The 25,796-nt window shown below is 69.9% G+C and carries 26 protein-coding genes; 12 read left to right on the top strand and 14 right to left on the bottom strand.

The genetic code is table 11. From position 1 onward, the window contains the following. Position 1: 1 nt before the first annotated feature. Positions 2 to 496, bottom strand: coding sequence for an inorganic diphosphatase (locus ACIP6N_RS21005; protein ID WP_401817499.1), 495 nt, complete (start codon positions 494 to 496; stop codon positions 2 to 4). Positions 497 to 673: 177 nt separating this feature from the next. Here ACIP6N_RS21005 and dacB point away from each other — a divergent pair, with 177 nt between their 5' ends. From dacB to folE, 6 genes are all read left to right on the top strand, one after another. Next, the gene (gene dacB / locus ACIP6N_RS21000; protein WP_401817497.1) at positions 674 to 2,074 is read left to right on the top strand and encodes a D-alanyl-D-alanine carboxypeptidase/D-alanyl-D-alanine-endopeptidase; all 1,401 of its coding nucleotides are present in this window, start codon (positions 674 to 676) and stop codon (positions 2,072 to 2,074) included. Between the two features lie 107 nt (positions 2,075 to 2,181). Further along, positions 2,182 to 3,312: a zinc-dependent metalloprotease gene (locus tag ACIP6N_RS20995; protein ID WP_401817496.1), complete on the top strand. Its 1,131-nt coding sequence runs from the start codon at positions 2,182 to 2,184 to the stop codon at positions 3,310 to 3,312. Between the two features lie 185 nt (positions 3,313 to 3,497). Beyond that, on the top strand, positions 3,498 to 4,514 hold the full coding sequence (gene tilS, locus ACIP6N_RS20990) for a tRNA lysidine(34) synthetase TilS (RefSeq protein WP_401817494.1): 1,017 nt from the start codon (positions 3,498 to 3,500) through the stop codon (positions 4,512 to 4,514). A 78-nt stretch (positions 4,515 to 4,592) separates the two neighbouring features. Continuing rightward, on the top strand, positions 4,593 to 5,153 hold the full coding sequence (gene hpt, locus ACIP6N_RS20985; protein WP_401817492.1) for a hypoxanthine phosphoribosyltransferase: 561 nt from the start codon (positions 4,593 to 4,595) through the stop codon (positions 5,151 to 5,153). 173 nt (positions 5,154 to 5,326) lie between these two features. Then, complete coding sequence (ftsH, locus tag ACIP6N_RS20980; protein ID WP_401817490.1) at positions 5,327 to 7,360, top strand: ATP-dependent zinc metalloprotease FtsH; 2,034 nt, start codon at positions 5,327 to 5,329, stop codon at positions 7,358 to 7,360. A gap of 120 nt (positions 7,361 to 7,480) precedes the next feature. Continuing rightward, on the top strand, positions 7,481 to 8,086 hold the full coding sequence (folE, locus tag ACIP6N_RS20975) for a GTP cyclohydrolase I FolE (RefSeq protein ID WP_401817488.1): 606 nt from the start codon (positions 7,481 to 7,483) through the stop codon (positions 8,084 to 8,086). A 58-nt stretch (positions 8,087 to 8,144) separates the two neighbouring features. Here the strand turns inward: folE and ACIP6N_RS20970 are convergent, their stop codons facing one another. The 6 genes from ACIP6N_RS20970 to ACIP6N_RS20945 all read right to left on the bottom strand — a co-directional run bounded on the left by ACIP6N_RS20970 (position 8,145) and on the right by ACIP6N_RS20945 (position 12,466). Next, a complete protein-coding gene (locus ACIP6N_RS20970; protein ID WP_401817487.1) occupies positions 8,145 to 8,633 on the bottom strand; it encodes a DUF3180 domain-containing protein in 489 nt (162 codons plus the stop codon). Positions 8,634 to 8,704: 71 nt separating this feature from the next. Further along, a complete protein-coding gene (gene folK / locus ACIP6N_RS20965) occupies positions 8,705 to 9,316 on the bottom strand; it encodes a 2-amino-4-hydroxy-6-hydroxymethyldihydropteridine diphosphokinase (RefSeq protein WP_401817486.1) in 612 nt (203 codons plus the stop codon). Further along, entirely contained in the window at positions 9,313 to 9,672 is a 360-nt protein-coding gene (gene folB, locus ACIP6N_RS20960; protein ID WP_401817485.1) for a dihydroneopterin aldolase, read from the bottom strand. The genes folK and folB overlap by 4 nt, the downstream gene beginning before the upstream one ends. Before the next feature lie 198 nt (positions 9,673 to 9,870). Continuing rightward, positions 9,871 to 10,344, bottom strand: coding sequence for a nuclear transport factor 2 family protein (locus ACIP6N_RS20955; protein ID WP_401817483.1), 474 nt, complete (start codon positions 10,342 to 10,344; stop codon positions 9,871 to 9,873). Further along, entirely contained in the window at positions 10,341 to 11,204 is an 864-nt protein-coding gene (gene folP, locus ACIP6N_RS20950) for a dihydropteroate synthase (RefSeq protein ID WP_401817482.1), read from the bottom strand. The genes ACIP6N_RS20955 and folP overlap by 4 nt, the downstream gene beginning before the upstream one ends. A gap of 89 nt (positions 11,205 to 11,293) precedes the next feature. Then, positions 11,294 to 12,466: an ABC transporter ATP-binding protein gene (locus tag ACIP6N_RS20945; RefSeq protein ID WP_401817480.1), complete on the bottom strand. Its 1,173-nt coding sequence runs from the start codon at positions 12,464 to 12,466 to the stop codon at positions 11,294 to 11,296. 143 nt (positions 12,467 to 12,609) lie between these two features. Here ACIP6N_RS20945 and ACIP6N_RS20940 point away from each other — a divergent pair, with 143 nt between their 5' ends. From ACIP6N_RS20940 to ACIP6N_RS20925, 4 genes are all read left to right on the top strand, one after another. Beyond that, complete coding sequence (locus tag ACIP6N_RS20940; protein ID WP_401817479.1) at positions 12,610 to 13,296, top strand: ABC transporter permease; 687 nt, start codon at positions 12,610 to 12,612, stop codon at positions 13,294 to 13,296. A gap of 2 nt (positions 13,297 to 13,298) precedes the next feature. Continuing rightward, positions 13,299 to 14,111: an ABC transporter permease gene (locus ACIP6N_RS20935; protein WP_401817876.1), complete on the top strand. Its 813-nt coding sequence runs from the start codon at positions 13,299 to 13,301 to the stop codon at positions 14,109 to 14,111. Positions 14,112 to 14,150: 39 nt separating this feature from the next. Continuing rightward, a complete protein-coding gene (locus ACIP6N_RS20930) occupies positions 14,151 to 15,137 on the top strand; it encodes an ABC transporter substrate-binding protein (protein ID WP_401817478.1) in 987 nt (328 codons plus the stop codon). A 153-nt stretch (positions 15,138 to 15,290) separates the two neighbouring features. Continuing rightward, positions 15,291 to 16,361 (top strand): hypothetical protein, encoded by a 1,071-nt coding sequence (locus tag ACIP6N_RS20925; protein WP_401817476.1) that lies wholly within the window; start codon positions 15,291 to 15,293, stop codon positions 16,359 to 16,361. A 210-nt stretch (positions 16,362 to 16,571) separates the two neighbouring features. Here ACIP6N_RS20925 and ACIP6N_RS20920 read toward each other — a convergent pair whose 3' ends face one another. The 6 genes from ACIP6N_RS20920 to ACIP6N_RS20895 form a co-directional block, all read right to left on the bottom strand. Further along, the gene (locus ACIP6N_RS20920) at positions 16,572 to 17,306 is read right to left on the bottom strand and encodes an ABC transporter ATP-binding protein (protein ID WP_401817474.1); all 735 of its coding nucleotides are present in this window, start codon (positions 17,304 to 17,306) and stop codon (positions 16,572 to 16,574) included. Next, positions 17,303 to 17,902, bottom strand: a complete 600-nt coding sequence (locus tag ACIP6N_RS20915; protein WP_401817472.1) for a hypothetical protein — start codon at positions 17,900 to 17,902, stop codon at positions 17,303 to 17,305. Before ACIP6N_RS20915 ends, ACIP6N_RS20920 begins: the two co-directional genes overlap by 4 nt. Continuing rightward, positions 17,884 to 19,149 carry a hypothetical protein gene (locus ACIP6N_RS20910; RefSeq protein WP_401817470.1) on the bottom strand — a complete coding sequence of 422 codons (1,266 nt, stop codon included), beginning with the start codon at positions 19,147 to 19,149 and terminating at the stop codon, positions 17,884 to 17,886. Before ACIP6N_RS20910 ends, ACIP6N_RS20915 begins: the two co-directional genes overlap by 19 nt. A gap of 82 nt (positions 19,150 to 19,231) precedes the next feature. Continuing rightward, positions 19,232 to 19,645 (bottom strand): hypothetical protein, encoded by a 414-nt coding sequence (locus ACIP6N_RS20905; RefSeq protein ID WP_401817469.1) that lies wholly within the window; start codon positions 19,643 to 19,645, stop codon positions 19,232 to 19,234. Between the two features lie 483 nt (positions 19,646 to 20,128). Next, positions 20,129 to 21,298, bottom strand: a complete 1,170-nt coding sequence (locus tag ACIP6N_RS20900; RefSeq protein ID WP_401817467.1) for an NADH-quinone oxidoreductase subunit D — start codon at positions 21,296 to 21,298, stop codon at positions 20,129 to 20,131. A 13-nt stretch (positions 21,299 to 21,311) separates the two neighbouring features. Next, positions 21,312 to 22,403: an SAM-dependent methyltransferase gene (locus ACIP6N_RS20895; protein ID WP_401817875.1), complete on the bottom strand. Its 1,092-nt coding sequence runs from the start codon at positions 22,401 to 22,403 to the stop codon at positions 21,312 to 21,314. A gap of 123 nt (positions 22,404 to 22,526) precedes the next feature. Here ACIP6N_RS20895 and ACIP6N_RS20890 point away from each other — a divergent pair, with 123 nt between their 5' ends. Continuing rightward, positions 22,527 to 23,726 carry a histidine kinase gene (locus tag ACIP6N_RS20890; RefSeq protein WP_401817465.1) on the top strand — a complete coding sequence of 400 codons (1,200 nt, stop codon included), beginning with the start codon at positions 22,527 to 22,529 and terminating at the stop codon, positions 23,724 to 23,726. Positions 23,727 to 23,756: 30 nt separating this feature from the next. Further along, positions 23,757 to 24,431 carry a response regulator gene (locus ACIP6N_RS20885; RefSeq protein WP_401817464.1) on the top strand — a complete coding sequence of 225 codons (675 nt, stop codon included), beginning with the start codon at positions 23,757 to 23,759 and terminating at the stop codon, positions 24,429 to 24,431. 117 nt (positions 24,432 to 24,548) lie between these two features. On the opposite strand, the gene ACIP6N_RS20880 is transcribed toward ACIP6N_RS20885, so the two are convergent. After that, positions 24,549 to 25,796, bottom strand: coding sequence for a threonine aldolase family protein (locus ACIP6N_RS20880; RefSeq protein ID WP_401817463.1), 1,248 nt, complete (start codon positions 25,794 to 25,796; stop codon positions 24,549 to 24,551).

Raw genomic sequence — 25,796 nt, 5'->3', positions numbered from 1 at the left:
GTCAGTGCGCGCCGCCCTTCGCCTGGAGGCGCTTGTACGAGTTCTCGATCTCGGCCTCGGCCTCGGCGCGGCCGACCCAGTCGGCGCCCTCGACGGACTTGCCGGGCTCCAGGTCCTTGTAGACCTCGAAGAAGTGCTGGATCTCCAGGCGGTCGAACTCCGACACGTGCTGGATGTCGCGCAGGTGCGCCACGCGCGGGTCCGACGCCGGGACGCACAGCAGCTTGTCGTCGCCGCCGGCCTCGTCCGTCATCCGGAACATGCCGATCGCGCGGCACTTGATGACGCAGCCGGGGAAGGTCGGCTCGTCCAGGATGACCAGCGCGTCCAGCGGGTCGCCGTCCTCGCCGAGGGTGTTCTCGACGAAGCCGTAGTCGGCCGGGTAGCTGGTCGAGGTGAAGAGACGACGGTCGAGTCGGATCCGACCGGTCTCGTGGTCCACCTCGTACTTGTTCCGCGAACCCTTGGGGATCTCGATGGTGACGTCGAACTCCACGGCTGGCTCCTCCATGATCAACAAAAACTTGGGGTCGGTAACGCTGCGTCTTTACGGAGGAGGCCCCCGGGCCCCGGCCGGACAGGCCGGACCGGCTGGGGTGCCGTGCTCGTGGCAAGGCGCAGTGGTTAAGTGTCCCCCACGCAGCTGTGTGATCGCGAAAGGGGCTGTTCAGCCGTGCTTGAGCCGAAAGTGTGGCAGCTCACGGCGGGCGCCGCCGCCGTGGGGCTGGCTCTCGCGGCCGGGGCCGTCGCGCTCGCCGGTCCCTGGGATTCCGGTCAGCGCGCGGCCGAGCGCGAGTGGGCGGCCGCCCGCGGCCGTACGGCGCCGGACACCGGCGAGGCGGGCCCTCCGCGAGCGCCCGCGCCCGCGCCGAGCGCCCCCGGCGTGCTCGACGCGGTGGGCGCCCCGGACGCGGCCGCTGCGGACCTCGCGGCCGTCGACTTCGCCGGGGCCCTCGGGCCGCTGCTGGCGGACCCGGCGCTCGGCTCGGCGCGCACGGCGGCCGTCGTGGACGTCGCGACCGGCAAGCGGCTGTACGGCAAGGACGCGAGCCGCCCCATGACCCCCGCCTCCACGGTGAAACTCGCGACGATGACCGCCGCGCTCGCCGCGCTCGGCCCCGGCCACCGCGTCCCCACCACCGTCGTGGCCACTCCCGACGCCAGGACACTGACCCTCGTCGGCGGCGGGGACGCCACCCTCGACAAGAAGCGCCTGGGCGCCCTGGCCGACAGCACGGCCCGCGCGCTGCGCGGACGGCACGTCACCGACGTACGCGTCGGCTACGACACCTCCCTCTACCGGGGACCCGGCCGCCACCCGATCGGCCCCAACGACAACATCGCTCCGGTCAGCGCCCTGATGGTGGACGAGGGCCGCCTCGACGGCTCACGCAGGGGACCCGCGCCGCGCAGCGACGACCCGGCGCGCGACGCGGCCGAGGAGTTCGTACGGCTGCTCCATGACCGCGGTGTCGGCACCAAGGGCGCGCCGGGGCGGCAGAAGCCCGCCAAGGACGCGGCCGTCCTCTGCCGTACGTACTCCGCGCCCCTTTCCGACCTTGTGGAACGCGCTCTGACGGAGAGCGACAACGACATCGCGGAGTCCCTGGCCCGGCAGACCGCCCTCGCCAAGGACAGGCCCGCCAGCTTCACGGGCGCGGGCCAGGCCGTGCAGGGCGTGCTCAAGAAGCTCGGGCTGCCGCTCGGCGGCGCCCGGTTCGCCGACGGCAGCGGCCTCGACCGGCACGACAAGGTCAGCGCCTCGCTGCTGACCGGACTGCTCGCACGTGCCGCCGACCCCGGCCACCCCGAGCTGCGCCCGGTCCTCACCGGACTGCCCGTCGCCGGGTTCAGCGGCACGCTGGAGAGCCGGTACGCCAACGCCGCGCCGGCCGCGGGGCTCGTCCGCGCCAAGACCGGCACGCTCACCGGCGTGAACACCCTCGCGGGAACGGTCGTCGACGCCCGGGGACGGCTGCTGGCCTTCGCCTTCATGGCGGGCTCCACTCCGGAGCCGGACGCCGCGCAGAAGGCCCTGGACCGGCTCTCGGCAGCCCTCGTTCCCCCCGCGTGAGGGAGCGGCCGTGAGATGCGCGCGGGAGCGGTCATGACAAGGGCGCGGAAAAGAACCGGGACACCGACACCTCACCGCACTCCGGGCAGAGCACGTACGGTTGACGCATGACGAGCGTCGGTGGAACACAGATGGTCGACTGGAACCTCGCGGTCGCGACCGCGACCCGCCTCGTACGGCCGGGGCCCGAAGTGAGCCGGGACGAGGCACGCGAGATCGTCGCGGAGCTGCGGCGCCACGCGAAGGCGTCGGAGGAGCATGTCCGCGCCTATACGCGCATGATCCCCGACGGCCACGAGCCGACCGACACCCCGGTCCTGATCGTCGACCGGGCCGGCTGGGTGAAGGCGAACGTCGCGGGCTTCCGTGAATTGCTCAAACCTCTGTTCGAGAAGATGGAGGAGCGCCGCGCGAGCACTCCGGGCGGCGCCGTCCTCGGCGCGGTCGGCGGCAAGGTGACCGGCGTCGAGCTGGGCATGCTCCTGTCGTTCATGGCCTCCCGGGTGCTCGGCCAGTACGAGACCTTCGCGCCCGCGAGCCGTGACCTCCCGGCGGCGGAGAACGGCGGCGGCCGGCTCCTGCTCGTGGCGCCGAACATCGTGCACGTGGAACGCGAACTGGGCGTCGATCCTCACGACTTCAGGCTCTGGGTCGCCCTTCACGAGGAGACCCACCGCACCCAGTTCACCGCCGTGCCGTGGCTGCGGGACCACATCCAGGGCGAGATCCAGGCGTTCCTGACCGAGACGGACATCGACCCGATGACCATTCTCGAACGCCTCAGGGAGGCCGCTCAGTCGCTCACGGGCGGCCGCCCCGAGGGCGAGGAGGCCGAGGACAGTCCCAGCCTGGTCGAACTGGTGCAGACCCCGGCCCAGCGCGAGGTCCTCGCCCGGCTCACCGCGGTCATGTCGCTGCTCGAAGGCCACGCGGACTACGTCATGGACGGCGTCGGACCGCAGGTCGTGCCCTCCGTCGCCGAGATCCGCGAGAAGTTCCAGCAGCGCAGGGCCCAGGGCGCGGGCCGCCTCGACATGGCGCTGCGCAAGCTGCTCGGCCTCGACGCGAAGCTCCGTCAGTACCGCGACGGCGAGCGGTTCGTGCGCGCCGTGGTCGAGCAGGTCGGCATGGACGGCTTCAACCGCGTCTGGACTTCGCCGAACACACTTCCCACCAAGTCGGAGATCGCCAAACCGGCGGACTGGGTCGCGCGGGTGCACCGTAGGGCCGATTCCTGAGTTCACTCCGGCTCATGGCATAACAACGCCACAGCTATCACCCATCCGAGGGACCGTAGCGGAGGGGTAGGCGTGCGATGCTCGGGGAACGGCCCGGTTCTGTCACCATCGACGCACTCTCAGTGACCAACCCTGATGTGACTCCGACCGAGGCACCCCCGAAAACATCACGAAGGGCACCGGATATGGGTCCCCATCCTGCGGTCGCGGCGATACGCCTGGCGGTCCGCCGCGTACTCCACGACATCCTGACCGACCGTTCCGAGACATTCCGCACCGGCGCGGGCGAGCAGCCCCTGGTGCTCGTCGCCTGCTCCGGCGGCGCCGACTCCATGGCACTCGCCTCCGCTCTGGCCTTCGAGGCCCCCAAACTGTCCGTCAGGGCCGGTGCCGTGACCGTTGATCACGGTCTCCAGACCGGCTCCGACCTCCGCGCGGCCGAGGTTGTCACCCGGCTCTGCGCCATGCGGCTCGACCCCGTCGAATCCGTCACCGTGACCGTCGGCCGGGACGGAGGCCCCGAAGCGGCCGCCCGGGACGCCCGTTACGCCGCGCTGGACGCCGCCGCGGAGCGCCACGGCGCAGCGGCTGTCCTGCTCGGCCACACCAGGGACGACCAGGCGGAGACCGTTCTGCTCGGCCTCGCCCGCGGTTCCGGCACCCGTTCGCTGTCCGGCATGGCGGCCGTCTCGGGGGCGGCCGGCAGGTATCGCCGTCCCTTCCTCCAGCTCGACCGGCAGACAGCGCGCAAAGCCTGCCTCGTCCAGGCGATCCCGGTCTGGGACGACCCGCACAACACCGACCCCGCGTACACCCGCTCGCGGCTGCGCCAGGAAGGGCTGCCCGCTCTGGAGAAGGCGCTCGGCAAAGGCGTCGTCGAGGCGCTGGCCCGTACCGCGCAGCTGTCCCGTGACGACGCCGACGCCCTCGACGCCTGGGCGGCCGACGCGGACAGCTTCGTACGGGACGACGCCGGGCAGTTGGAGTGCGCCAAGCTCTACACGCTGCCGCCCGCCGTCCGGCGCCGGGTGCTGCGTACGGCGGCCATCACCGCGGGCGCTCCCGCGGGTTCGCTGTTCGCCCGGCACATCGAGGAGCTGGACCGGCTGATCACGGGCTGGCGGGGGCAGGGAGGCATCAACCTGCCCGGCCGCGTCGAGGCTCGTCGGCAGGGTGGCAGACTGGTCATCCGGCAGGGCTGAATCTCCGGGACACGCCGTCCCGGTGACTGCGGCTGTGTCACCTGGGCCGGACTGCGACCCTGGCGGACAACGAAAGTGATGCGGGTGGACGACAAGGACATGGGCGCCGACCTTCAGTCGGTGCTCATCACCAAGGAAGAGATCGACGCGAAGCTGGCCGAGCTGGCCGCGAAGATCGACGCGCGGTACGCGGGCAAGGACCTGCTTCTCGTCGGGGTGCTCAAGGGTGCGGTGATGGTGATGGCCGACCTGGCGCGCGCTCTGTCCACCCCCGTGACGATGGACTGGATGGCCGTCTCCTCGTACGGGGCGGGCACGCAGTCCTCCGGTGTCGTGCGGATCCTCAAGGACCTGGACACCGACATCAAGGGCAAGGACGTCCTGATCGTCGAGGACATCATCGACTCGGGCCTGACGCTGTCGTGGCTGCTGTCGAACCTCGGCTCGCGCGAGCCGGCCTCGCTGGAGGTCTGCACCCTGCTGCGTAAGCCGGATGCCGCAAAGGTCGCGATCGACGTGGAGTGGATCGGTTTCGACATTCCGAATGAGTTCGTCGTCGGATACGGGCTGGATTACTCGGAGAAGTACCGCAACATGCCTTTTGTCGGCACGCTCGCACCCCACGTGTACGGCGGCTGATCCATACGGGAACCCCCGCACTCCGCCCGCCGTTGGAGCAGGGGAAGACGGTTTTGTCGCCGGTCCCGTGCGGTCGCGGGTGACAATGCTGGGGTACCGTCCGAAGAACACTCTTTTCTCACAGCAGCATTTACCTACGGGCAGGAGGGACGGAGCGACTTCGCTCCGTATGGATGGACGTGAAGCGATACTTCCGTGGGCCGGTCATGTGGATCGTGCTGGCCGTCCTCGCCGTGGTCGTGTTGATGCAGGTCGTCGGCTCGTCGGGCGGCTATAAGACAGTGGACACCGGCCAGGTCGTTCAGGCGATCAATAAGGACCAGGTCAATCAGGCCAAGCTGACCACCGGCGACGAGCAGATCATCAAGGTCGATCTCAAGTCCGGTCAGAAGATCAAGGGCAGCGACAAGATCCAGGCCAGTTACATCGGTAACCAAGGCGTGGACCTGGCCAAGACCCTCCAGACCAAGTTCGACAGCGGCAAGATCGACAAGGGCTACACGGTTTCCCCGTCGAAGCAGAGTCCCTTCGTCTCGATCCTGTTCTCCCTGCTGCCCTTCGTACTGATCGTCGTGGTCTTCCTGTTCCTGATGAATCAGATGCAGGGCGGCGGCTCCCGGGTCATGCAGTTCGGGAAGTCCAAGGCCAAGCTCATCACCAAGGACACCCCGAAGACGACCTTCGCCGATGTGGCGGGGTCCGACGAGGCCGTCGAGGAGCTGGAGGAGATCAAGGAGTTCCTCCAGGAGCCGGCGAAGTTCCAGGCCGTGGGCGCCAAGATCCCGAAGGGCGTGCTGCTGTACGGCCCGCCCGGTACGGGCAAGACGCTGCTCGCCCGCGCTGTAGCGGGTGAGGCCGGAGTGCCGTTCTACTCGATCTCCGGTTCCGACTTCGTCGAGATGTTCGTCGGTGTCGGTGCCTCCCGTGTGCGCGACCTCTTCGAGCAGGCCAAGGCGAACGCCCCGGCGATCGTCTTCGTCGACGAGATCGACGCCGTCGGCCGGCACCGCGGTGCGGGCCTCGGCGGTGGACACGACGAGCGCGAGCAGACGCTGAACCAGCTGCTCGTCGAGATGGACGGCTTCGACGTGAAGGGCGGCGTGATCCTCATCGCCGCCACGAACCGGCCCGACATCCTGGACCCCGCGCTGCTGCGCCCGGGCCGTTTCGACCGGCAGATCGCGGTCGACCGCCCGGACATGCAGGGACGCCTGGAGATCCTGAAGGTCCACCAGAAGGGCAAGCCGGTCGCCCCGGACGTCGATCTGGGCGCGGTTGCCCGTCGTACGCCCGGCTTCACCGGTGCCGATCTGGCGAACGTGCTGAATGAAGCGGCGCTCCTGACGGCGCGCAGCGACAAGAAGCTGGTCGACAACCACTCGCTGGACGAGGCGATCGACCGTGTCGTGGCGGGCCCGCAGAAGCGGACCCGGATCATGTCCGAGAAGGAAAAGAAGATCACCGCGTATCACGAGGGCGGCCACGCCCTGGTCGCCGCGGCGTCTCCGAACTCCGACCCGGTCCACAAGATCACGATCCTGTCCCGCGGCCGGGCCCTGGGTTACACCATGGTCCTGCCCGACGAGGACAAGTACTCGACCACGCGCAACGAGATGCTGGACCAGCTGGCCTACATGATGGGCGGGCGCGCTGCCGAGGAACTGGTCTTCCACGACCCGACCACCGGCGCGGCCAACGACATCGAGAAGGCGTCGGCGACCGCCAGGGCGATGGTCACCCAGTACGGCATGACGGAGCGCCTCGGCGCCATCAAGTTCGGTGGCGACAACACCGAGCCGTTCGTCGGCCGTGAGATGGGACATCAGCGCGACTACTCGGAAGAGGTCGCCGCGCTGGTGGACGAAGAGGTCAAGAAGCTCATCGAGACAGCGCACAACGAGGCCTGGGAGATCCTGGTCGAGAACCGCGACGTTCTCGACAACCTGGTCCTTCAGCTGCTCGAGAAGGAGACGCTGAACAAGGAGCAGATCGCCGAGGTCTTCTCGACGATCGTGAAGCGCCCGGCCCGTCCGGCGTGGACCGGCTCCTCGCGACGCACTCCTTCGACGCGGCCTCCGGTGCTCTCTCCCAAGGAGCTGGCGCTGACCACCAACGGCGCTTCCGGCGCGAACGGCTCGCTGCCGTCCGGGACGAACGGTGAGACGCCGACCGAGGCGATCCCGCCCGAGGACCGTCCGGAGAGCTGACCCCCCGGCCCGACTGGCCCGGAATGGATGCCGCGTTGCCCAGGTTTTAGCCTGTGGGGACGCGGCATTCGTATGCTCGCCCGCGCGCTTGATGAGACCAGCACAGGAACGAGGCACCACATGACGGACCCGGTAACGCTCGACGGCGAAGGCCAGATCGGCGTATTCGACGAGAAGCGGGCCGAGAACGCCGTGCGTGAGCTGCTGATCGCGGTCGGGGAGGACCCGGACCGGGAGGGCCTGCGCGAGACACCGGGCCGGGTGGCACGGGCGTACCGGGAAATATTCGCGGGCCTGTGGCAGACGCCGGAGGACGTCCTGACGACGACCTTCGACCTCGGTCACGACGAGATGGTCCTGGTGAAGGACATCGAGGTGATGAGTTCCTGCGAGCATCACCTCGTCCCCTTCGTCGGGGTCGCCCACGTCGGCTACATCCCGTCCGCCGACGGCAAGATCACCGGACTGTCGAAGCTCGCCCGCCTCGTGGACGTCTACGCCCGCCGCCCGCAGGTGCAGGAGCGGCTGACGACGCAGATCGCGGAAGCGCTGATGAAGATCCTGGATCCGCGCGGGGTGATCGTCGTCATCGAGTGCGAGCACATGTGCATGACGATGCGCGGGGTACGCAAGCCGGGCGCCAAGACGATCACTTCGGCGGTACGCGGCCAGCTCCGCGACCCGGCGACCCGCTCCGAGGCCATGAGCCTGATCATGGCCCGGTGAGTTCCGTACGGTGACGGGCCGGCCCAGTACGAGTAAGCCCGGTGACGCGGCGGCCCGGTTACGCGGCAGGCCGCGAGCCGGGCTTGTCGTCGTCCCGGCCGTCCGGGAGCTTGCAGACCCGTTCCAGGAAGAAGGCCGCGGCGACCACGGCCGCGCCGGCCAGCACCGAGGCCCCCGCGTACACGGCCTGGTCGCGGCGGGCCGGGACATCGAGGAAGCTCAGCAGATAGACGCCCGTACCGCCGTAGATGCCGGAGACCAGGGCCGCGACGAGCGCGCTCGCCTGGCCGAAGACCACCGCGCGGGCCGCCATCAGCGGGTCCACGCCCTTCGCGCCCGGCCGCCGCTCGCGCTGGGCCCGCAGGCGGGTGCGCAGCGAGAGCGCCGTGGCCAGCAGGATCGCGGCGATCACCGCGAGGACGATCGGGGCGGCGAGCGGCACGCTCGGCAGTGAACTCACCGAATCCCAGAGGCGGGCACCGCCCCAGGAGAGCACTCCCGCCACCACGAAGAGGCCGGCCAGGACGCCGATCCGCAACTGCTTCACCTGGAAAGTCCGCCCTTCGCCCCGCTGTAGCCGCCTGTGCCGGTCCGTGACCGCCCCACAGAGCCTAACGACTATTCCGGGAGGCGAAGTTCCAGGTCGGCGCGAGCCGCTACGCCGTCCTGCCCGACCTCGGCGAGCAGCGCGGTGACAGCTCCGTGTCCCGGCACCTGCGCCTCCGGTTCCACGTCGTGCCACGGAACGAGCACGAAGGCCCGCTCGTGCGCGCGGGGATGCGGGAGGGTGAGCTGCGGGTCGTCCGAGACGACATCCGCGTACGCCAGGATGTCCACGTCGATCGTGCGCGGACCCCAGTGCTCGTCGCGGACCCGGTCGAACGCCTCCTCGATGGCCTGACCGCGCTCCAGCAGCGAGCCGGGCGGCAGGGTCGTCTTGATCAGGACCACGGCGTTGAAGTACGTCGGCTGCGAGCCGGGCTCGACACCCCACGGCTCGGTCTCGTAGACGGCGGACACCGCTTTGACCCGAAGGCCCGGAGTGTCCTCCAGGGCGTCGATAGCGCCCTGGAGGGTCTCCAGGCGGTTGCCCAGGTTGGACCCGAGGGCGAGCACCGCGCGCCGGGGATTGGAGAGAGTCACATCCGCCGCGTCCACCTGAGCCACCACGGAGGCGGGGACCGGCTGGACGGTCGGGTCGCTCTGCGCGTTCATCGGGGGCGTACTCATACTCGGCTCCGGGTGATGGTGATGGACACATCGTCGAAAGGCACGGTGATCGGGGCTTCCGGTTTGTGGACGACCACCTCGACCTCCTGGACGCCGTCGTGCTTCAGGCACTGCTGGGCGATGCGCTCGGCCAGCGTCTCGATCAGATCGACCGGCTCGCCCTGGACGACAGCGACGGTCTCCTCCGCCACGATTCCGTAGTGCACCGTCTTCGCCAGGTCGTCGTCGGCCGCGGCGGGGCGGGTGTCGAGGCCGAGCACCAGGTCCACGACGAAGGTCTGGCCGGCTTCCCGCTCCTCCGGGAAGACGCCATGGTGCCCACGGGCCTTGAGGCCGCGCAGCGCGACACGATCCACGCGAATCACTCCTGCTGTCTTCTGGTCGTCGGGGCACCGGACCGCGTACCGCGCACGGACGGCGTGGTGCCCTTCTTCGAATCTACCTGCGGACACCGACAGCGTTCGCTCGCGGGGGCCGTGGGCGGAACGCCGTACTGCTGGACCCCGCCCATACCCCGGAGGGCCCGGACCAACCCAGAACGGTCGGTCGGCCACTCAAGAGGATGGTTCCTCGTCCTCGTCCTCGTCGGTTTCGGCCAGTACCGGCGACCCGTGGTGCGACCAGAGCTTCCAGCCGCCGGAGGCGCGCCGGAAAACGTTGGTGGCGACGACGAGCTGGCCGACCAGTGGCCCCAGCTCTCCGCTCTCCTCGGCGGGGCCGCCGCTGAGGATGTTCTCCGTACAGGTCACCAGCGCGGTGTCGCCGGCGACCGAGACCGCGACGTCGGTCAGGAAGAACTGGATGTACTCGGTGCTCGCCATGATCAGGGCGTATGACCGCAGCACCTCGCCGCGTCCGGTGAGGACGGGCCAGCCGGGGTGGACGCAGGAGACCGCGTCGTCAGGGCCGTCCAGCCAGAGCCCGGAGAGCGTGTCGAGATCGCCTTGCTCCATGGCTTCGTAGAACGTGCTGTTGGCCTGCTCGACCTGTTCGCTGTCCGTACGCGGGGCCTCGCCTCCCTCGCTCACAGGGCGGCGCCCTCGACCGCGCGGGCCACGCGTACGGCGTCGGCCGTCGCCCGTACCTCATGGACGCGGACCGCCCAGGCGCCCTGGATCGCGGCGATCGCGGAGACCGCCGCGGTGGCCGCGTCCCGTTCGCGCGCGGGAGGAGGCGGGGATCCCTCACCGGCCAGTACGTGTCCCAGGAAGCGTTTGCGGGAGGCGGCGATCAGCAGCGGGCGGCCCAGCGCGCGCAGTTGTGCCTGGTGGGCGAGGAGCGCGAGGTCGTGCTCGGCCTGCTTGGCGAAGCCGAGGCCGGGATCGAGGACAAGACACTCGGGACGGATGCCGCCCGCGATCACCGCGTCCATCCGCGCGCGCAGTTCGGCGACGACCTCGGCGACGACATCGCCATAGACGGCGCGACTGGTCATGTCCTGGCTGAAGCCGCGCCAGTGCATGACCACGAACGGCACCCCCGCCGCCGCGACCACCGGCACCATGGCGGGATCGGCCAGTCCGCCGCTGACGTCGTTGACGAGTGAGGCCCCGGCCGCGACGGCCTGCTCGGCGACCGACGCGCGCATCGTGTCCACAGAAACCATGACGCCCTCGGCCGTCAGCTCCCGGACGACCGGCACCACACGCCGCAGCTCCTCGTCCTCCTCGACCCGGGAGGCTCCGGGCCTGGTGGACTCACCGCCGACGTCCACCAGATCCGCGCCCCCGGCGGCGAGGCCGAGACCGTGTTTGACGGCGGCGGTGGTGTCGAACCAGCGGCCGCCGTCGGAGAAGGAGTCGGGTGTCACATTGACGACTCCCATGACCGCGCAGCGGCCCCAGTCAGGCAGCCCCTCGACGGTGCCACGTGCGCACAACGTACTCATATGCCCACCCTAAGGGCTGCCTGTAATCCCCGGTGGGCACACGGCGTTCCCGGCCGGCGCACGACGCCTGCCGGGACGATCCGCCCGGCTCAGGGCTGGGCCACCTTGGAGATGGACTCCAGTTCCACCGCCGTACGCGGGATCGCGTGCGCGTCCGCGTCGATCGACCTGCGCAGCGCCTCGTGCAGCCTGGCCGGCGTCAGGACACCGAGGAAGCGTCCCGCCCCTTCCTCGTCGATGACAGCGATCCAGCCCGCGTCGTGCTGGAGCATCGTGGCGAACGCCTGCTTGAGGGAGGCGCCGACGGGCAGCCACGCCTCCATGCGGCGCGCGTGCTCGCGTACGGAGCCCGTCGCGTTGGTCTGCTCGGTGGAGATCCAGCCGTGCAGATTGTCGTCGGAGTCCAGGACGACGGCCCAGCGCGCGCCCCCCTTCGCGAGCTTCGCGGCGGCCGACTTCAGCGGGTCGTCGAGGTGGACGACGGGCGGCTGTTCGAGGTCGCCCTCCTCGATGGGCGTGACGGAGAGGCGCTTGAGGCCGCGGTCCGCGCCGACGAAGTCGGCGACGTACGGGGTGGCGGGGGCGCCGAGCACCGCGGCCGGCGGGTCGAACTGCTCGATCGTTCCCTGCCCGAAGACGGCGATACGGTCGCCGAGCCTGACGGCTTCCTCGATGTCGTGCGTGACGAAGAGCACGGTCTTGTGGACCGCCGCCTGGAGCCTCAGGAACTCGTTCTGCAGGTGCTCACGTACGACGGGGTCGACCGCGCCGAACGGCTCGTCCATCAGCAGAACGGGCGGATCGGCGGCCAACGCCCGTGCCACGCCCACCCGCTGGCGCTGGCCGCCGGACAACTGCTCGGGGTAGCGGTCGCCGTAGACGGACGGGTCGAGACCGACCAGGTCGAGGAGTTCGGCGGCGCGGGCCCGGCCCTTGGCGCGCTGCCAGCCGAGGAGATGGGGAACCGTCGCCGTGTTCTCCAGCACCGTCTTGTGCGGGAACAGGCCGACCTGCTGGATGACATAGCCGATGCGCCGGCGCAGTTCGACGGGGTCGATGGCGGATATGTCGTCGCCGTCGAGGAATATCTGTCCGCCGGTCGGCTCGATCAGCCGGTTGACCATCTTCATGGTCGTCGTCTTGCCGCAGCCGGAAGGTCCGACGAGCGTGACCAGCTCGCCCTGCGAGACCTCGAAGGAGAGGTCGTCCACAGCGGTCGTGCCGTCCGGGTACCGCTTGGTGACGTGCTCGAATCGGATCATGGTTCCCCATTGTGCGGCTCGTTGTGTGAAGGCCATGTTGCTGGAATGTGGCGGGCTTCCGCGAATGTCCGTGGTCAGGGATAGGGTCGCTCAGGCATAGGTGGGCACACATTCGTTCGGAGAGATGAGGGAGGCGGGGATGGATGAACGCGCAAGGATGCCTGGCGGCGAACGACTGGATCTGCGGGGAATATCTCCGCTCCCGTAGCCAAGACCTGATCGACGCCACGGTCCAGCATGTCTGGATCACAGCGGTCTCGGTCGCCATCGGACTGCTGGTGGCCTTTCCGCTCGCGCTGCTCGCGCGCAGCAGGCCGGCTTTCGCCGGACCCGTCCTCGGTCTGACGACCCTGCTCTACACGATTCCCTCGCTGGCGATGTTCTCGCTGCTGCTGCCCTTCTTCGGGCTCTCCGCGGGCCTGGTGATCACCGGGTTGGTGCTCTATTCACTGACCATTCTCGTGCGGAACATCATCGCCGGTCTCGATTCGGTACCGGAAGAGGCACGAGAAGCGGCACGCGGAATGGGCTACGGGCCCGCCCGGTTGCTCTGGGAGGTCGAGCTGCCGCTCGCGCTTCCCACCCTCATGGCGGGCCTGCGCATTGCGACGGTCTCGACGGTCGCCCTGACGACGATCGGCTCGATCGTGGGACGCGGCGGTCTCGGCAATCTCATCGCCGACGCGCTGCAGAGTTTCTTCAAGGCACAGGTGCTGACCGCGTCCGTGCTGTGTGTCCTGCTGGCGATTGTGGCCGATCTGCTGCTCCTCGGAGTGCAGCGGCTGCTGACCCCGTGGACACGCGTCCGTACGGCGAAGGCGGTGAGCTGATCATGGGCGTTGTGGGCGAAGCCTTCACCTGGCTCACCACCGGCTCCAACTGGCAAGGGGAGAACGGGGTGTGGAACCGCCTCGGGGAGCATGTCCTCGTCAGCAGCGTCGCGCTCCTGATCGCCTGCGCCATAGCCCTGCCGATCGCCCTGTATCTGGGGCACATCGGCAAGGGCGGCGCGCTCGCGATCAATATCTCCAACGTGGGCAGGGCCGTTCCGGTCTTCGCCGTCCTCGCGCTGTTCATGGTCTCGCCCCTGCGGAACTCGGGCTCGGTGCCGACCGTCATCGCGCTGGTGCTCTTCGCCGTACCGCCCCTGCTGACCAACGCGTACGTCGGGATGCGGGGAGTGGACAGCGCGGTCGTGGAGGCCGCCAGGGGAATGGGCATGTCGGGCCGGCAGGTCTTCGTGCGGGTCGAACTGCCCCTCGCCTACTCGATGATCATGACCGGCCTCAGGTCCGCGGCGGTGCAGGTGGTGGCCACCGCCACCATCGCGGCCATGGTGGGCCAGGGCGGTCTCGGCCGGATCATCACCGCCGGGTTCAACACGTACAACACCCCGCAGGTGGTCGCCGGCGCGCTCCTCGTCGCGCTGCTCGCGCTGCTCGTCGAGGGCGCACTGGTGGCGCTGAACCGGCTGATCGACCCGGCTGCCGCCCCGGCGGCGGCCTCCGGTGGGACCGGCCCTCGCAGGACCGGCGGCGGCCTGGTGAAGACGGAGACCGTCACGACCGCGCTCACCGGGCCCGCGCTCACCAAGACCGCTTCCGGTACCGCCCCCACAGACACCACCCCCCGCAAAACCGTGTGAACGACCTCAGATCTTTGGCCTCTTTGGATGGTGAACGTTATGAGCAGGACCTCGCGCATCGCGGGTGTGGTACTCGGCGTGGTGGCTCTGGGCGGCTCGCTCGCCGCGTGCGGCGGAGACAGCCTGGAGAAGGACAAGGGCGGCTCCGACGCGGCCGCCGGCTCGTCCGCGGGCTCCGGCAAGAAGGGCGCGCTCGTCGTGGGCGCCGCGGCCTTCACCGAGTCCAAGGTGCTCGCCGAGCTGTATTCCCAGGTTCTGAGCGAAGCCGGATACATCACGTCGGTGACCACGGTGGAGAACCGCGAACTGTACGAACCCTCCCTGGAAAAGGGCGAGATCGACGTCGTTCCCGAATACGCGGCCACGATCACGGAATTCCTCAACGCCAAGGTGAACGGCGCCGACGCGGCGCTCAAGAAGCCGCTCGCGAGCAGTGACGTCGACGCCACGGTCACCGAGCTGAAGAAGCTCGCGGAGCCGCGCGGACTCAAGGTGCTTCCGGCCGGCAAGGCGGTCGACCAGAATGCCTTCGCGGTCACCAAGGCATTCGCCCGGAAGAACGGCCTCAAGTCCCTTTCCGACCTGGGCAAGTCGAAGCTCAAGGTGAAGCTCGCCGCGGGCGACGAATGCACCGTACGGCCGTTCTGCGCGCCCGGTCTGAAGAAGACGTACGGCATCGACGTGACGGGCATCGACCCCAAGGGCGTCGGTACCCCGCAGGCCAAGCAGGCGGTGAAGGACGGCGTGGATCAGCTGGTTCTGTCGACCACCACCGACGGCACGCTCGACAGCTTCGGCCTCGTCGTTCTCGATGACGACAAGAAGCTGCAGAACGCGGACAACCTGCTGCCGGTCGTCAATGCCAAGGACGCCGGTTCGCAGGACATAGCCGATGCCCTCGGCAAGCTCGGCGAGACACTGACGACGGACGATCTCGCGGCGCTCAACCTCAAGGTGGACGCCGAGCGCGCCAAGCCGGCCGACGCGGCGAAGGAGTACCTGAAGTCCAAGGGCCTGATCAAGTAGGCAAGCGGGAGTGGCCGGGCGGGTGGCGGTGGCGTAAGCGCCGGTGGTCGGCACGGAGTTATGTCGCGGAATGGCAGGGGAATCGGCAACGGGCCGGGAAAGATTGTTGTTCCGGCCCCCCATTCCGACTCTTCGCGCGGTAAATTTCGCGCTATGCCCCGTGGACGCCACCGTCATTCCCCGCCCCTCCACAAACTGCTGCCCCCGATGGCGGTCGCCGGAGGCGCGGTTGTCTGCGCCGCGGGAGCCTGGCTCTTCGCCGATCCTGCGCCGCTGCGCTCGCTGGTGCTCGCCACCGCGGCCGTGGCGGTCACCGGCGCCTTCTTCATGCGCCGCTGGGACCGGGACGCGGGCCACCGCGTCGCCGATCTGACACGCGGTCGGGAAAGCGACCAGTGGCGGACCGAGGAGCGGGTGGCGGAGCTGGAGGCCGAGGCCGAGGAATCCCGCGAATTGCGCGCCAAGCTGGAGGCCAAACTGCGCGCCAAGCGCGTCGAATTGGCCGGACTGCGCGGTGAGCACGCGGCGCTGCTGCGCCGTTACGCCACCGCGGAGACCGAGCGGGCGAGCGCGCTGGAAGGCCGCCGCCGGCTCGCCATCGAAGCGTCCTCCGGCACGGCGGGGCGCCGTACGCCGACGGACTCCGCGTACCTGCTCGCGGCGCGCGCCCTGGACGACCTGATGCGCAACTTCGCGATCCAGCAGGTGCGCAGGACCGTGGAGGCGGCGCGCGAACGCGACCTCAACGAGCGTTCCGTGGAGGCCGAGGAGCCGAAGGGCAGGCACGCGGTGTCCGCCGGGGGAGCCCAGCACAACCGCCCGTCGTCCTCGCTCCCTGCCACCCGGGTTCAGGCCGCGTCCGCGATCGTGCCGTACGCCGCGCAGGGCCGCCAGACGCGCCGGCCCGGCACCGGCTTCGACTTCTTCGGTACCCAGTCGGGTCCGCAGGCCGGACGGTCCGGCCAGCAGACGGGCCAGCAGGCGGGCCAGCAGGCGCCGAGGGCCGCCGACCGTCCGGCCGCCGACCAGGACGACGAACCCGCGCCGGCCGCCGAACTGGCCCGCGCCGAGCGCGAAGACCTCGCGGACGTCGTCGGCGAGGAAGCGCTCGCGGCGCAGCGCGCGACCGAGGGCCGCGAGGCCGGTCAGGTCATCGACCTGACCGCGCACGACGAGACGGAGCCGGCGGGAACGCCCGGCCTGCGCAGCGCGATCGGGTCGTAGCGCTGCTCCGCGGGAGGGACGCGGACGCATGTTCCCTGTACCCCGGCGGTGGACTCCGCCGGGGCCCGACCGCGTTCGACGACCCGGATCCGTGAAGACGCCCGGCGGAGAGAGCGGGCGGGTGCCGTGCCGGGTGCCGAGGTCGCGTGGTGGGCGGCAGGGGCGCGGGGGCTGACCACGGATGACGGCCGTCCGGCGGGACGGCCCCTCTCACTCCTGCCGTGCGAGCAGCGCCGTGTAGGCGCCTTCCGCCACCCGGCCGGCGGCTGTGCCTTCCGGCGCATGGGCGAGGAAGGTGTCCGTGGTCCCCGAGTGCAGTATGCGGCCTTCGGTGAGAACGGTGACGTGATCGGCTTCCTCGGCCAAGTCGGCGACGTCATGGGTCGACATGAGTACGCTCACCTCCCCCATGAGCTGGTGGATGAGGTCCCGGAACACGCGGCGCTGGTGGGGGTCCATCCCGGCGGTCGGCTCGTCGAGCAGCAGGACCCGGGCGTCGTGCACCAGGGCGGCGGCCACTCCGACACGGCGTAACTGGCCGCCCGACAGGTTGGTCGTATTGCTGTCGCTCTTGTCGGTCAATTCCACCTGGGCCAGTGCGCGACGTGCCTTGCGCCAGGCGTCGGCGCGGCTCATACCCTTCAGCCAGCCGACGTAGGCGACGTACTCGCGTGCGGTCAGCCCCGGCATCGGGACGATGTCCTGCGGCATCCAGGCGACGGCCCTGCGGAAGGACTTCGACGTGCTGGGGACGTCGCCGAAGGAGATCCTTCCGCTGTCGGGGCGCACGACCGACGCCGCGAGTTTGAGGAGGGTCGACTTGCCGGCGCCGTTCGGGCCCAGCAGGATCGTGAGGCCGGGCGGGAGCCGGTAGCTGAAGTCGCCCAATACGGCCTTCTTGCGCCGCCCGTAGGAGTAGGAGCAGGAGAACAGTTCGAGAGTCATCGGGAGTTCCTTGCGATGCGGATCTGAACTGCGAGTCCGGCGCCGAACATCAGCGCGGCGGCGGCCGCGGCGTGCGGCGCGCCGAGCGGTTCAGGGATGATGGTCCAGGGATAGGCATCGTTGCCGGGGCGGAAGCCGCAGAGACAGACCACCAGTACCCATGCCATCGGCAGGAGCGTGCCGGGCTGCCCGAGCAAGACGCGTGCGATCAGCATCAGGCCGGTCAGAAAAACGACGTTGCGCCCTGCCGCCATGATGGCCGGGTCACCGAGGATCGCGCCGATGAGCGCGCTCGTCAGTACCGCCGATCCGGCGACACCCACCACGAGTCCGCCATCCAGGTATGTGACGGCACGTACGCCCGTACTCTCGGCGGAGAACAATCGGGAGTCCAGGCACATCGCCAGAGCGGCCACCAGCGGAATCGGGATGAAGAGCGTGAGGACCACCTGGGTAGCCCCTCCGGTCAACGAGGGAAGAACCACGGAATTGTCCTGAAACACCATCAGGAGCAGGACGAATGCCCCGAAGGCGGCCGTCAGGACCGGATGAGCCCTACGCGCCTTGAACCACCACATCATGAGCTCTGCCGGCATCCGGCGGCGATGTTCCGGCGGTACCAGTCCCCTTGCTCGGCAGGCCCGGCGGCCAGAATCCGACGCACCGCGCCGCGCACCTCGGCCTCTCTCCGGAACGGTTCGTCCCTCATCTTCATGTGCGCGTTGTAGGTGGCCTCTTCGCCCGTCACCGTCGCCGCCCACAGCATCACCGAGTTTCCGCGAAACGGATCCACCCGCAGGCAAGGGAACTGAACCGAGGCCCTGGTGAGCTCATATCGCAGATCTCCTCTGCGTACCGCGTCGGTGAGACCGACCCGCCAGGTGTCCTGCGACGAGGGCGGGGGGTAACGGCCATCGCCCAAACGATCGATGATCACCCTGGGGCTGCCCGGGAATCCGGCGGACCGCAGATCGTCCAGGACTGAGGCCGCTTCCTTCCGGACAGCCGTGGCACGGGCCGGGCTGGCTTGCGGCAGACACACCTTCGGCGACTCGCCGGCGCAATTCATGGGCGCCTGCCCGAGCAGGACAGGCGGGTTCGGTCCCCAGGACTTCACCTCCTGGTAAGCCAGGGCGGGACAGCCGACCATCACCGCGAGGGCCAGCGCGGCGCGGACCACCTTGGGCCGCAGCGGTACCCACAGCAGAGCGATCCCGGCCGCGATCCCCCCGGCGAACAGCAGATGAGGAACGAAGGAGCCGTAGGTGGCCAGTTCGCCGAACATGAGAGACGTGGGGTACTGACCGGAGACGTGCCGGACCCAGAAGGCGTCAGTGGACCAGGAGAAGGCGACGAGGACCCAGATCACAGCCGCCACGACGGGGGCGGCGACCGTACGTGGCACAAGGAGCCCGACGGCGAAGCCGACCACCGCGTGCGCCACGCAGAGAATCATGGCCATGGCCAGGGGCGCCGTACTCGCCGGTGTCGGGACGGCGCGCGCACTGCCGAGCGCGATGGCGACGGGCAGAAGCAGCAGGATCCATCCGCAGAACACCACGGGGGCGACGCCGTTCCACGCCACCCGGTAACGGGAACGGACGGGAGCCATGGCCCAGACGCCCGCGGCCTTGAGCCGACCGCTTTCCCATACGGCCAGGGCGGCTGTGAGTGCGTACGCGGCCGCATACAGGGTGCCCAGAGCGGATGAAACGATGCTCGGCGAGTAGCCGAACGATTGACTCCCGACTCCGCTGCCGTAGTAGTAGAGAAGTGACAGGGCTACAGCGACAGGAGCCGCCCATTTCGCGCTGCTGACACGCAGGCCCGTTCTTACACGCACAAGCATCTCTCCAGGCGGTGACATCGAAAAGGGGTGCGATCGAATAGGAACGCACCCCTCCGCTTCACTCGATCGGGTGCTGTCAATCGGCCTGTGTGGTGTCCTGTGCCACCACACGGACGTTCAGCAGACCGCCGTCAGTGTCCTGCAAGCGGAAGTAGTAATTGTCGCTGGGGAGCCCGGTCCATTCACCGGCGCTTACGGAGTCCTTCCCCTTGAAGCAGGCGGTGAAGGTCTTGGTTCCGTGATTGTTGTCGGGGGAGGCGAAGTTGTCCTCCCAGACCGCGACCTTTGTCCACTTGCCGGAGGCGTACTCCTGCGTGCAGCCCTTGAAGCGGACCTCCGTGTAGCTTTCGTCGTCCCAGCGACGCGACTCGAAGCCGGTCGCGGCGCTGTTGATGCTGCTCTGCCAGTTCGCATAGGCGGTGGGCGCCAGGATGATGATCAGCGCAGAAGAAATTCCTGCGGCGGCCGCGAGATGACGCTTTGCATACATTCGAGTCTCCCCCTGGGACTGCTGTGTGCATCGGCATGATCACTGAGCGCAACAAGTCTATTTGCCCAACGCTTGCCCGTCAATGGGTTTATCCGGAGGGTGAATGTTCGGTCGAATGTCGAACTTTCATTCACGCCTGAAATGGCGCGAGAGGTGAGCGTCGGCTTTTATTGCTGACGTCGAATTGCAAGAATGATTTCGGACAATGAATTGCCCTGGGCGATGCTTCTCGGCCATTGAGGTTGTGTCAGGCTGATGTGGAGTCCGGTTCGCCGACCACGGCGCTCTCGGGCAGCAGGGGTGAGCAGCCGGGCTTCAGCGCCCCTCTGGCCCGCTCGACCCTGCGGACCACCGAAGCGACCACCGCGTCGGTACCCGCCGGATTCGCGCCGAGGAGCCGTTCCCCTGCCGGAGCCGTCTCAACGGCCTCCGCCTCGACACCCCGGCGCTCTCACGCCGCCGCGCGGCGACTCCGCCGCGCGGCTACTTGTCGATGTCACCGACGACGAAGAACAGCGAGCCCAGGATCGCGACCATGTCAGCGACCTGAGTCCCCGGCAGCAGTTCGGTCAGCGCCTGGATGTTGTTGAAGGACGCCGAGCGCAGCTTCAGCCGGTACGGCGTCTTCTCGCCCTTCGACACCAGGTAGTAACCGTTGACGCCGAGAGGGTTCTCGGTCCAGGCGTACGTGTGACCCTCGGGCGCCTTCAGTACCTTCGGCAGCCGCTGGTTGATCGGCCCGGGCGCCAGCTCCGCGATCCGGTCCAGGCACGCGTCCGCCAGCGCCAGTGCGTTGTGGGTCTGCTCCAGCAGGCATTCGAACCGTGCCAGACAGTCGCCGTCCTCACGCGTGACGACGTTCAGGGTGTCCTGGAGTTCGCCGTACGCGAGGTACGGCTCGTCGCGGCGCAGGTCGAAGTCCACGCCGGACGCGCGGGCGATCGGCCCCGAGACCCCGTACGCGTGGACCGCCTCCCGCGACAGCACGCCGACCCCGCGCGTGCGGGCGCGGAAGATCTCGTTGCCGAGGACGAGACCGTCGTACACGTCCATCCGCGAACGGACCTCGGAGACCGCGTGCCTGACCCGGCCGAGCCACCCGGCGGGCAGGTCCTCCTTCAGACCGCCGACCCGGTTGAACATGAAGTGCATCCGGCCGCCGGAGATCTCCTCCATCACGTTCTGGATCTGCTCGCGCTCCCGGAAGGCGTGGAACACCGGGGTGATCCCGCCGAGTTCGAGCGGATAGGAGCCGAGGAACATGAGGTGGTTGAGCACCCGGTTCAGCTCGGCGAGCAGCGTCCTCGTCCAGACGGCGCGGGCCGGCACCTCCATGCCGAGCATCCGCTCGACGGCCATCACGACACCCAGCTCGTTGGAGAACGCCGACAGCCAGTCGTGGCGGTTGGCGAGCATCACGATCTGCCGGTAGTCGCGCGCTTCGAACAGCTTCTCCGCGCCCCGGTGCATATAACCGATGACCGGCTCGGCGTGCTGGATCACCTCGCCGTCCAGGACGAGGCGGAGCCGGAGCACACCATGCGTGGAGGGGTGCTGGGGCCCGATGTTGAGCACCATGTCGGTGCTCTCCGCCGCGCCGCCGATGCCGACCGTCGTACGGGTGGTCCCGGTGCTCTCGGTGGTCTCCGTCATGGGCGACAGTCTCTCAGAGGGCCGCGGGGCCGCTCGGCGCGGTGTCACGGCCTTCCGTGTCACGGCTTTCCCCGTGATGGCCTTCCCCGCCATGGCCGGCGGCGTTCGGCGCGATGCCGATGCCGTCCGGCGCGATACCCACGGGCTGCGCCAGCCAGCCGAAGTCCCCGAGTCCGCCCCGTGCCGTCAGCTCCGCCGCCTCACCGGCGCCCGACAGCGCCCGTACGTACCCGGCGGGATCGGTCGCGGCGAGCGACAGCGGCGGGCGGTCCCCGTTCACGCCCAGCCGGTGCAGCGCCTCGCGCTGGGTGGTCAGTTCCGCCCCGGGCAGGGCGCAGGCGTCCAGCGCCACATGGGCCGTGAGGTCGCAGCTGCCGTCCGGCACCGGACGCACCTCCCGGCCTTCCCGGAAGCCGGTCAGCGTGCCGAACGGCGGCCTGGCGTCCCGTACATGCGCGTAGTCGGCGGCGACCGCGAGCCCCCGGTCCAGCGTGGCGACCGCCGCGGCCCACGCTTCGTCGCGCGGCCTGCCGATCTCCGCGCGGGTGCCGGGGCCCGCCGAGGGCCACCAGCGTTCGAGCCATGCGGCGTCCTCGCCCGCGACGGGCGGGCCCTGCTCCTCCGTACCGTCGGCCCGGACGAGCACGTACCGTACGACGCCGTCCTGACCGGTCTCCGCCACGTCAACGGGAACGTTGTCCAGCCACTCGTTCGCGAAGAGGAGTCCGCGGACTCCGGACGGCGGCTCGGCGAGCCATGCGACGCGCGGATCGAGACCCGGAGGGCGCGGAGCGCGCTCGACGGCGTACGGGAGCACCCGCAGCCCGGCGGGGACCGCCGCCAGCACGCCGGTCACCAGCTCACCACGTCCCGCGCCCATGTCGACGAAGGCCACCTCGTCCGTGTCCAGCGCCCGCGCCGTCGAGGCGAGCAGCCGGGCGACAGCGGCCGCGAAGAGCGGCGAGGCGTGCACGGAGGTACGGAAGTGCCCGGCGGGACCGGCGCCTCCGGGCCGCACATAGAAGCCCCCGGGCCCGTACAGCGCGGCTTCCGCAGCCGTACGCCAGCGCGGCGCGGCAGCGCCGGAGCCCCCTGCCCGCAGCATGTCCGCCTTACACGTCTCATCCGTCACGGAGCCAAGTCTCCACCTTGGGGAGTACGTTCCCGCCGACCGGATCGACCCTCGGGTTGACCCTTCGGCCTTTTTCGCCTCCCTACGCTGGGCTACGTGCAACGCCTCTACGAGTTCCTCCGCAGACACCCCATGGGCGTCGACAGCTTCTGGGCCGTCGTCCTCTTCGGGGCTTCGTCGCCGTGGGCGGCAGAGGCGTACACGGGCACGGCTCCGCGCCTGGCAACGGTGCTGATCGCGCTGCTGTTCGGCCTGGCCGTCGCGTTGCGCCGGCGCGCGCCGGACAGGATGCTGCTGCTGGTCATCGCGCTGGGCGTCGCCCAGCTCGTGCTGAACATCGACGTCAATCCGTCGGACTTCGCGATGCTGGTGGTCATCTACACCGTCGCCGCCCAGGGCACCCCGCGCTGGGCCTCCATGCTCGCGCTGATCGGCGGCCTGTTCTCGGCCCCGATCGCGCAGCTGCGCTGGCCGGCCGAGAACGGGAGCGTCGCCGCCCGGATCTTCTTCACCGCTGTGCTGAGCGTGCCGTTCGTCCTCGCCTGGGTGCTCGGCGATTCCATGCGGACCAGGCGCGCCTACTTCGACCAGTTGGAGGAGCGCGCCACCCGGCTGGAGAAGGAGCGCGAGGCCCAGGCCAAGGTCGCGGTCGCGGCGGAGCGCGCCAGGATCGCCCGCGAGCTGCATGACGTCGTCGCGCACAACGTCTCGGTGATGGTCGTGCAGGCCGACGGCGCCGCTTACGTCCTGGACGCGGCGCCCGAACAGGCGAAACAGGCCCTGGAGACCATTTCTGGCACAGGCCGCCAGGCACTCGCCGAGATGCGGCGACTGCTCGGCGTGCTGCGGACGGGCGACGTGCGGGAGAGCGGCGAGTACGTACCGCAGCCCGACGTCCGGCAGATCGAGGACCTGGTCGAACAGGTACGGCTCACGGGCACCGCCGTGGACTTCAAGATCGAGGGCACTCCCCGGCCCCTGCCCAGCGGCCTGGAGCTGACCGCGTACCGGATCGTGCAGGAAGCGCTCACCAACAGCCGCAAGCACGGCGGCCCCGACGTCGTCGCCAGCGTGCGCCTGGTCTATTTCGACGACGGGCTCGGGCTGCTCGTCGAGGACGACGGCAGGGGCGCCACCCGCGAGATGTACGAGGACGGCGGCGCGGACGGGCACGGCCACGGCCTGATCGGCATGCGGGAGCGGGTCGGGATGGTCGGCGGCACACTGGACGCCGGCCCGCGCTCGGGCGGCGGCTTCCGCATCAGCGCGCTGCTCCCGCTCAAGGCGACGCCCTAGCGTCACCACCTCAACAGGAGGAACTACCAGATGCCGATCCGGGTCATGCTCGTGGACGACCAGGTGCTGCTCAGAACCGGCTTCCGCATGGTGCTCGCCGCACAGCCCGACATGGAGGTCGTCGCGGAGGCGGGAGACGGCGCCGAGGCGATCGCGGTGCTGCGTTCCACCGCGGCGGACGTCGTCCTGATGGACGTACGCATGCCCCGCCTCGACGGTGTCGAGGCGACGCGCCGCATCTGCGCGGAGCCCGGCGCCCCGAAGGTCCTCATCCTCACCACCTTCGACCTGGACGAGTACGCCTTCACCGGGCTGAAGGCCGGGGCCAGCGGCTTCATGCTGAAGGACGTACCGCCGAGCGAACTGCTGAGTGCGATCCGCTCCGTGCACAGCGGCGACGCGGTCGTGGCGCCGTCCACCACCCGGCGCCTCCTGGACCGCTTCGGCCCCCTGCTGCCGAGCGCGGCACAGCCGGAGCACAAGGAGGTGGAGCTGCTGACGGGCCGCGAGCGCGAGGTGATGCTGCTCGTGGCGCAGGGCCTGTCGAACGGCGAGATCGCCGCGCTGCTCGTGCTCTCGGAGGCCACGGTGAAGACGCACGTGGGCCGCATCCTCACCAAACTGGGCCTGCGGGACCGCGTACAGGTGGTGGTCCTCGCGTACGAGACGGGCCTGGTACGAGCGGGCGGCGGCGGGACGCGCTGACGGCGGCGGTCCGACACCGGCGGCGGCACGCGCCGGTGTCGGACGACACGGCCCGCCCGGCGCGCGCGGACCGCAGGCCGGCCGCCGCCCGGCCCCTCGGCCGCAGCCGGACACGGCTCAGCCGGAGGTGGCCCGCCCCTCCTCCTCGACCACCCTGCGCACGAACTCGCCGACCGCCTCCCGCACGTCCTCGGCCGTCCAGTCCAACCCCTCGTCCGCGACGGTCACTTCCGTCAGTGAGACGCCCGGCGGTCCCGAGGCGGACGGGCGCCAGCGGCGGAACAGGGTCACCTTCGTCTCCTCCGCCTGCCGGACCGACGCCTCGTTCAGCACCTCGGGGGAGTACGGAAGCCACACCTGGAACTGGTGCGTGTGCGGTGGCTGCGGATGGACGCGGAACCACGGCAGCGCTGAGGCCGCGAACCCCTTGGCGAGCGCTTCGGCCACCACGCGCGCGTGCGTCACGTACGACGGCAGCCGCGGCAGCTCACGATCCAGGCCGACGAGCGCGGACAGCGCGGCCGGGTACTGCTGGAACAGCTGTCCTCCGTACCGATGGCGCCACGTCACCGCCTCCCCGATCAGCTCCTCCGAGCCCACGAGCAGCGCGCCGGAATGCCCGCCGAGCGACTTGTAGAACGACACGTACACGCTGTCGGCGAGCCCCGCGATCTCCGGCAGGGGGCGTCCGAAGCGCTCGGTGCACTCCCACAGGCGCGCGCCGTCGAAATGCACCACCGCGTCCCGCTCGCGCGCCGCGCGCACCACCGCGACCAGTTCGTCCCACGTGGGCAGTACGAACCCGGCGTCCCGCAGCGGCAGTTCCAGCATCAGCGTGCCGAAGGGCTCGGCGAAGTCCTGGATCTCCCCGGCGGTCGGCAGCCGGGGCTCACTGGTCGGATGGACGGTACGCAGCCCGCTGAGCGCCGACAGCGCGCCGCGCTCATGGACCTCGGGATGGGCGAGCGGGTGCAGCGCCACCGTGGGATTACCGGTACGGCCGGCCCAGCAGCGCAGCGCGACCTGCTGCGCCATCGTGCCCGTCGGGAAGTACGCGGCCGCCGGGAAGCCGAGCAGCGCGGCCACCCGCCGCTCCAGCCCGGCGACGACCCCGTCACCGTACGTGTCGGGCGCCTCGTCCAGGTCGCAGACCGAGGCCGCGTCCGCCGCGAGGGCGGCGAGCCGCTCACTCATCGGCGCCTCCCTGCCCCGTGCCAGTGACCGCAGGGAGCCGCGCCAGGCGGCCCGCGTGCGCCGCTGCTCGTCCGCTTCCCGCGTGGTCCCGTCCGGCGCGCTCGCCTCGCCGGACACGTCGCCGGATGCCTCGCCAGGTCCGTCGCCCGGCCGCTCACTCGTCTCTCGCAT

Source organism: Streptomyces sp. NPDC088725, from assembly GCF_044751305.1.
Lineage (GTDB): Bacteria > Actinomycetota > Actinomycetes > Streptomycetales > Streptomycetaceae > Streptomyces.
Note: the sequence above shows the minus strand (reverse complement) of the source record. Positions and strands in the feature narration are given on the sequence as shown.

Excerpts from the sequence above, each read along its gene's own strand:
- ACIP6N_RS20995 (WP_401817496.1), top strand. The coding sequence starts at position 2,182 with ATGACGAGCGTCGGTGGAACACAGATGGTCGACTGGAACCTCGCGGTC.
- tilS (WP_401817494.1), top strand. The coding sequence starts at position 3,498 with ATGGGTCCCCATCCTGCGGTCGCGGCGATACGCCTGGCGGTCCGCCGC.
- hpt (WP_401817492.1), top strand. The coding sequence starts at position 4,593 with ATGCGGGTGGACGACAAGGACATGGGCGCCGACCTTCAGTCGGTGCTC.
- ftsH (WP_401817490.1), top strand. The coding sequence starts at position 5,327 with ATGGACGTGAAGCGATACTTCCGTGGGCCGGTCATGTGGATCGTGCTG.
- folE (WP_401817488.1), top strand. The coding sequence starts at position 7,481 with ATGACGGACCCGGTAACGCTCGACGGCGAAGGCCAGATCGGCGTATTC.
- folK (WP_401817486.1), bottom strand. The coding sequence starts at position 9,316 with ATGAGTACGCCCCCGATGAACGCGCAGAGCGACCCGACCGTCCAGCCG.
- folP (WP_401817482.1), bottom strand. The coding sequence starts at position 11,204 with ATGAGTACGTTGTGCGCACGTGGCACCGTCGAGGGGCTGCCTGACTGG.
- ACIP6N_RS20945 (WP_401817480.1), bottom strand. The coding sequence starts at position 12,466 with ATGATCCGATTCGAGCACGTCACCAAGCGGTACCCGGACGGCACGACC.
- ACIP6N_RS20940 (WP_401817479.1), top strand. The coding sequence starts at position 12,610 with ATGAACGCGCAAGGATGCCTGGCGGCGAACGACTGGATCTGCGGGGAA.
- ACIP6N_RS20935 (WP_401817876.1), top strand. The coding sequence starts at position 13,299 with ATGGGCGTTGTGGGCGAAGCCTTCACCTGGCTCACCACCGGCTCCAAC.
- ACIP6N_RS20930 (WP_401817478.1), top strand. The coding sequence starts at position 14,151 with ATGAGCAGGACCTCGCGCATCGCGGGTGTGGTACTCGGCGTGGTGGCT.
- ACIP6N_RS20925 (WP_401817476.1), top strand. The coding sequence starts at position 15,291 with ATGCCCCGTGGACGCCACCGTCATTCCCCGCCCCTCCACAAACTGCTG.
- ACIP6N_RS20920 (WP_401817474.1), bottom strand. The coding sequence starts at position 17,306 with ATGACTCTCGAACTGTTCTCCTGCTCCTACTCCTACGGGCGGCGCAAG.
- ACIP6N_RS20915 (WP_401817472.1), bottom strand. The coding sequence starts at position 17,902 with ATGCCGGCAGAGCTCATGATGTGGTGGTTCAAGGCGCGTAGGGCTCAT.
- ACIP6N_RS20905 (WP_401817469.1), bottom strand. The coding sequence starts at position 19,645 with ATGTATGCAAAGCGTCATCTCGCGGCCGCCGCAGGAATTTCTTCTGCG.
- ACIP6N_RS20900 (WP_401817467.1), bottom strand. The coding sequence starts at position 21,298 with ATGACGGAGACCACCGAGAGCACCGGGACCACCCGTACGACGGTCGGC.
- ACIP6N_RS20895 (WP_401817875.1), bottom strand. The coding sequence starts at position 22,403 with ATGCTGCGGGCAGGGGGCTCCGGCGCTGCCGCGCCGCGCTGGCGTACG.
- ACIP6N_RS20885 (WP_401817464.1), top strand. The coding sequence starts at position 23,757 with ATGCCGATCCGGGTCATGCTCGTGGACGACCAGGTGCTGCTCAGAACC.
- ACIP6N_RS20880 (WP_401817463.1), bottom strand. The coding sequence starts at position 25,796 with ATGCGAGAGACGAGTGAGCGGCCGGGCGACGGACCTGGCGAGGCATCC.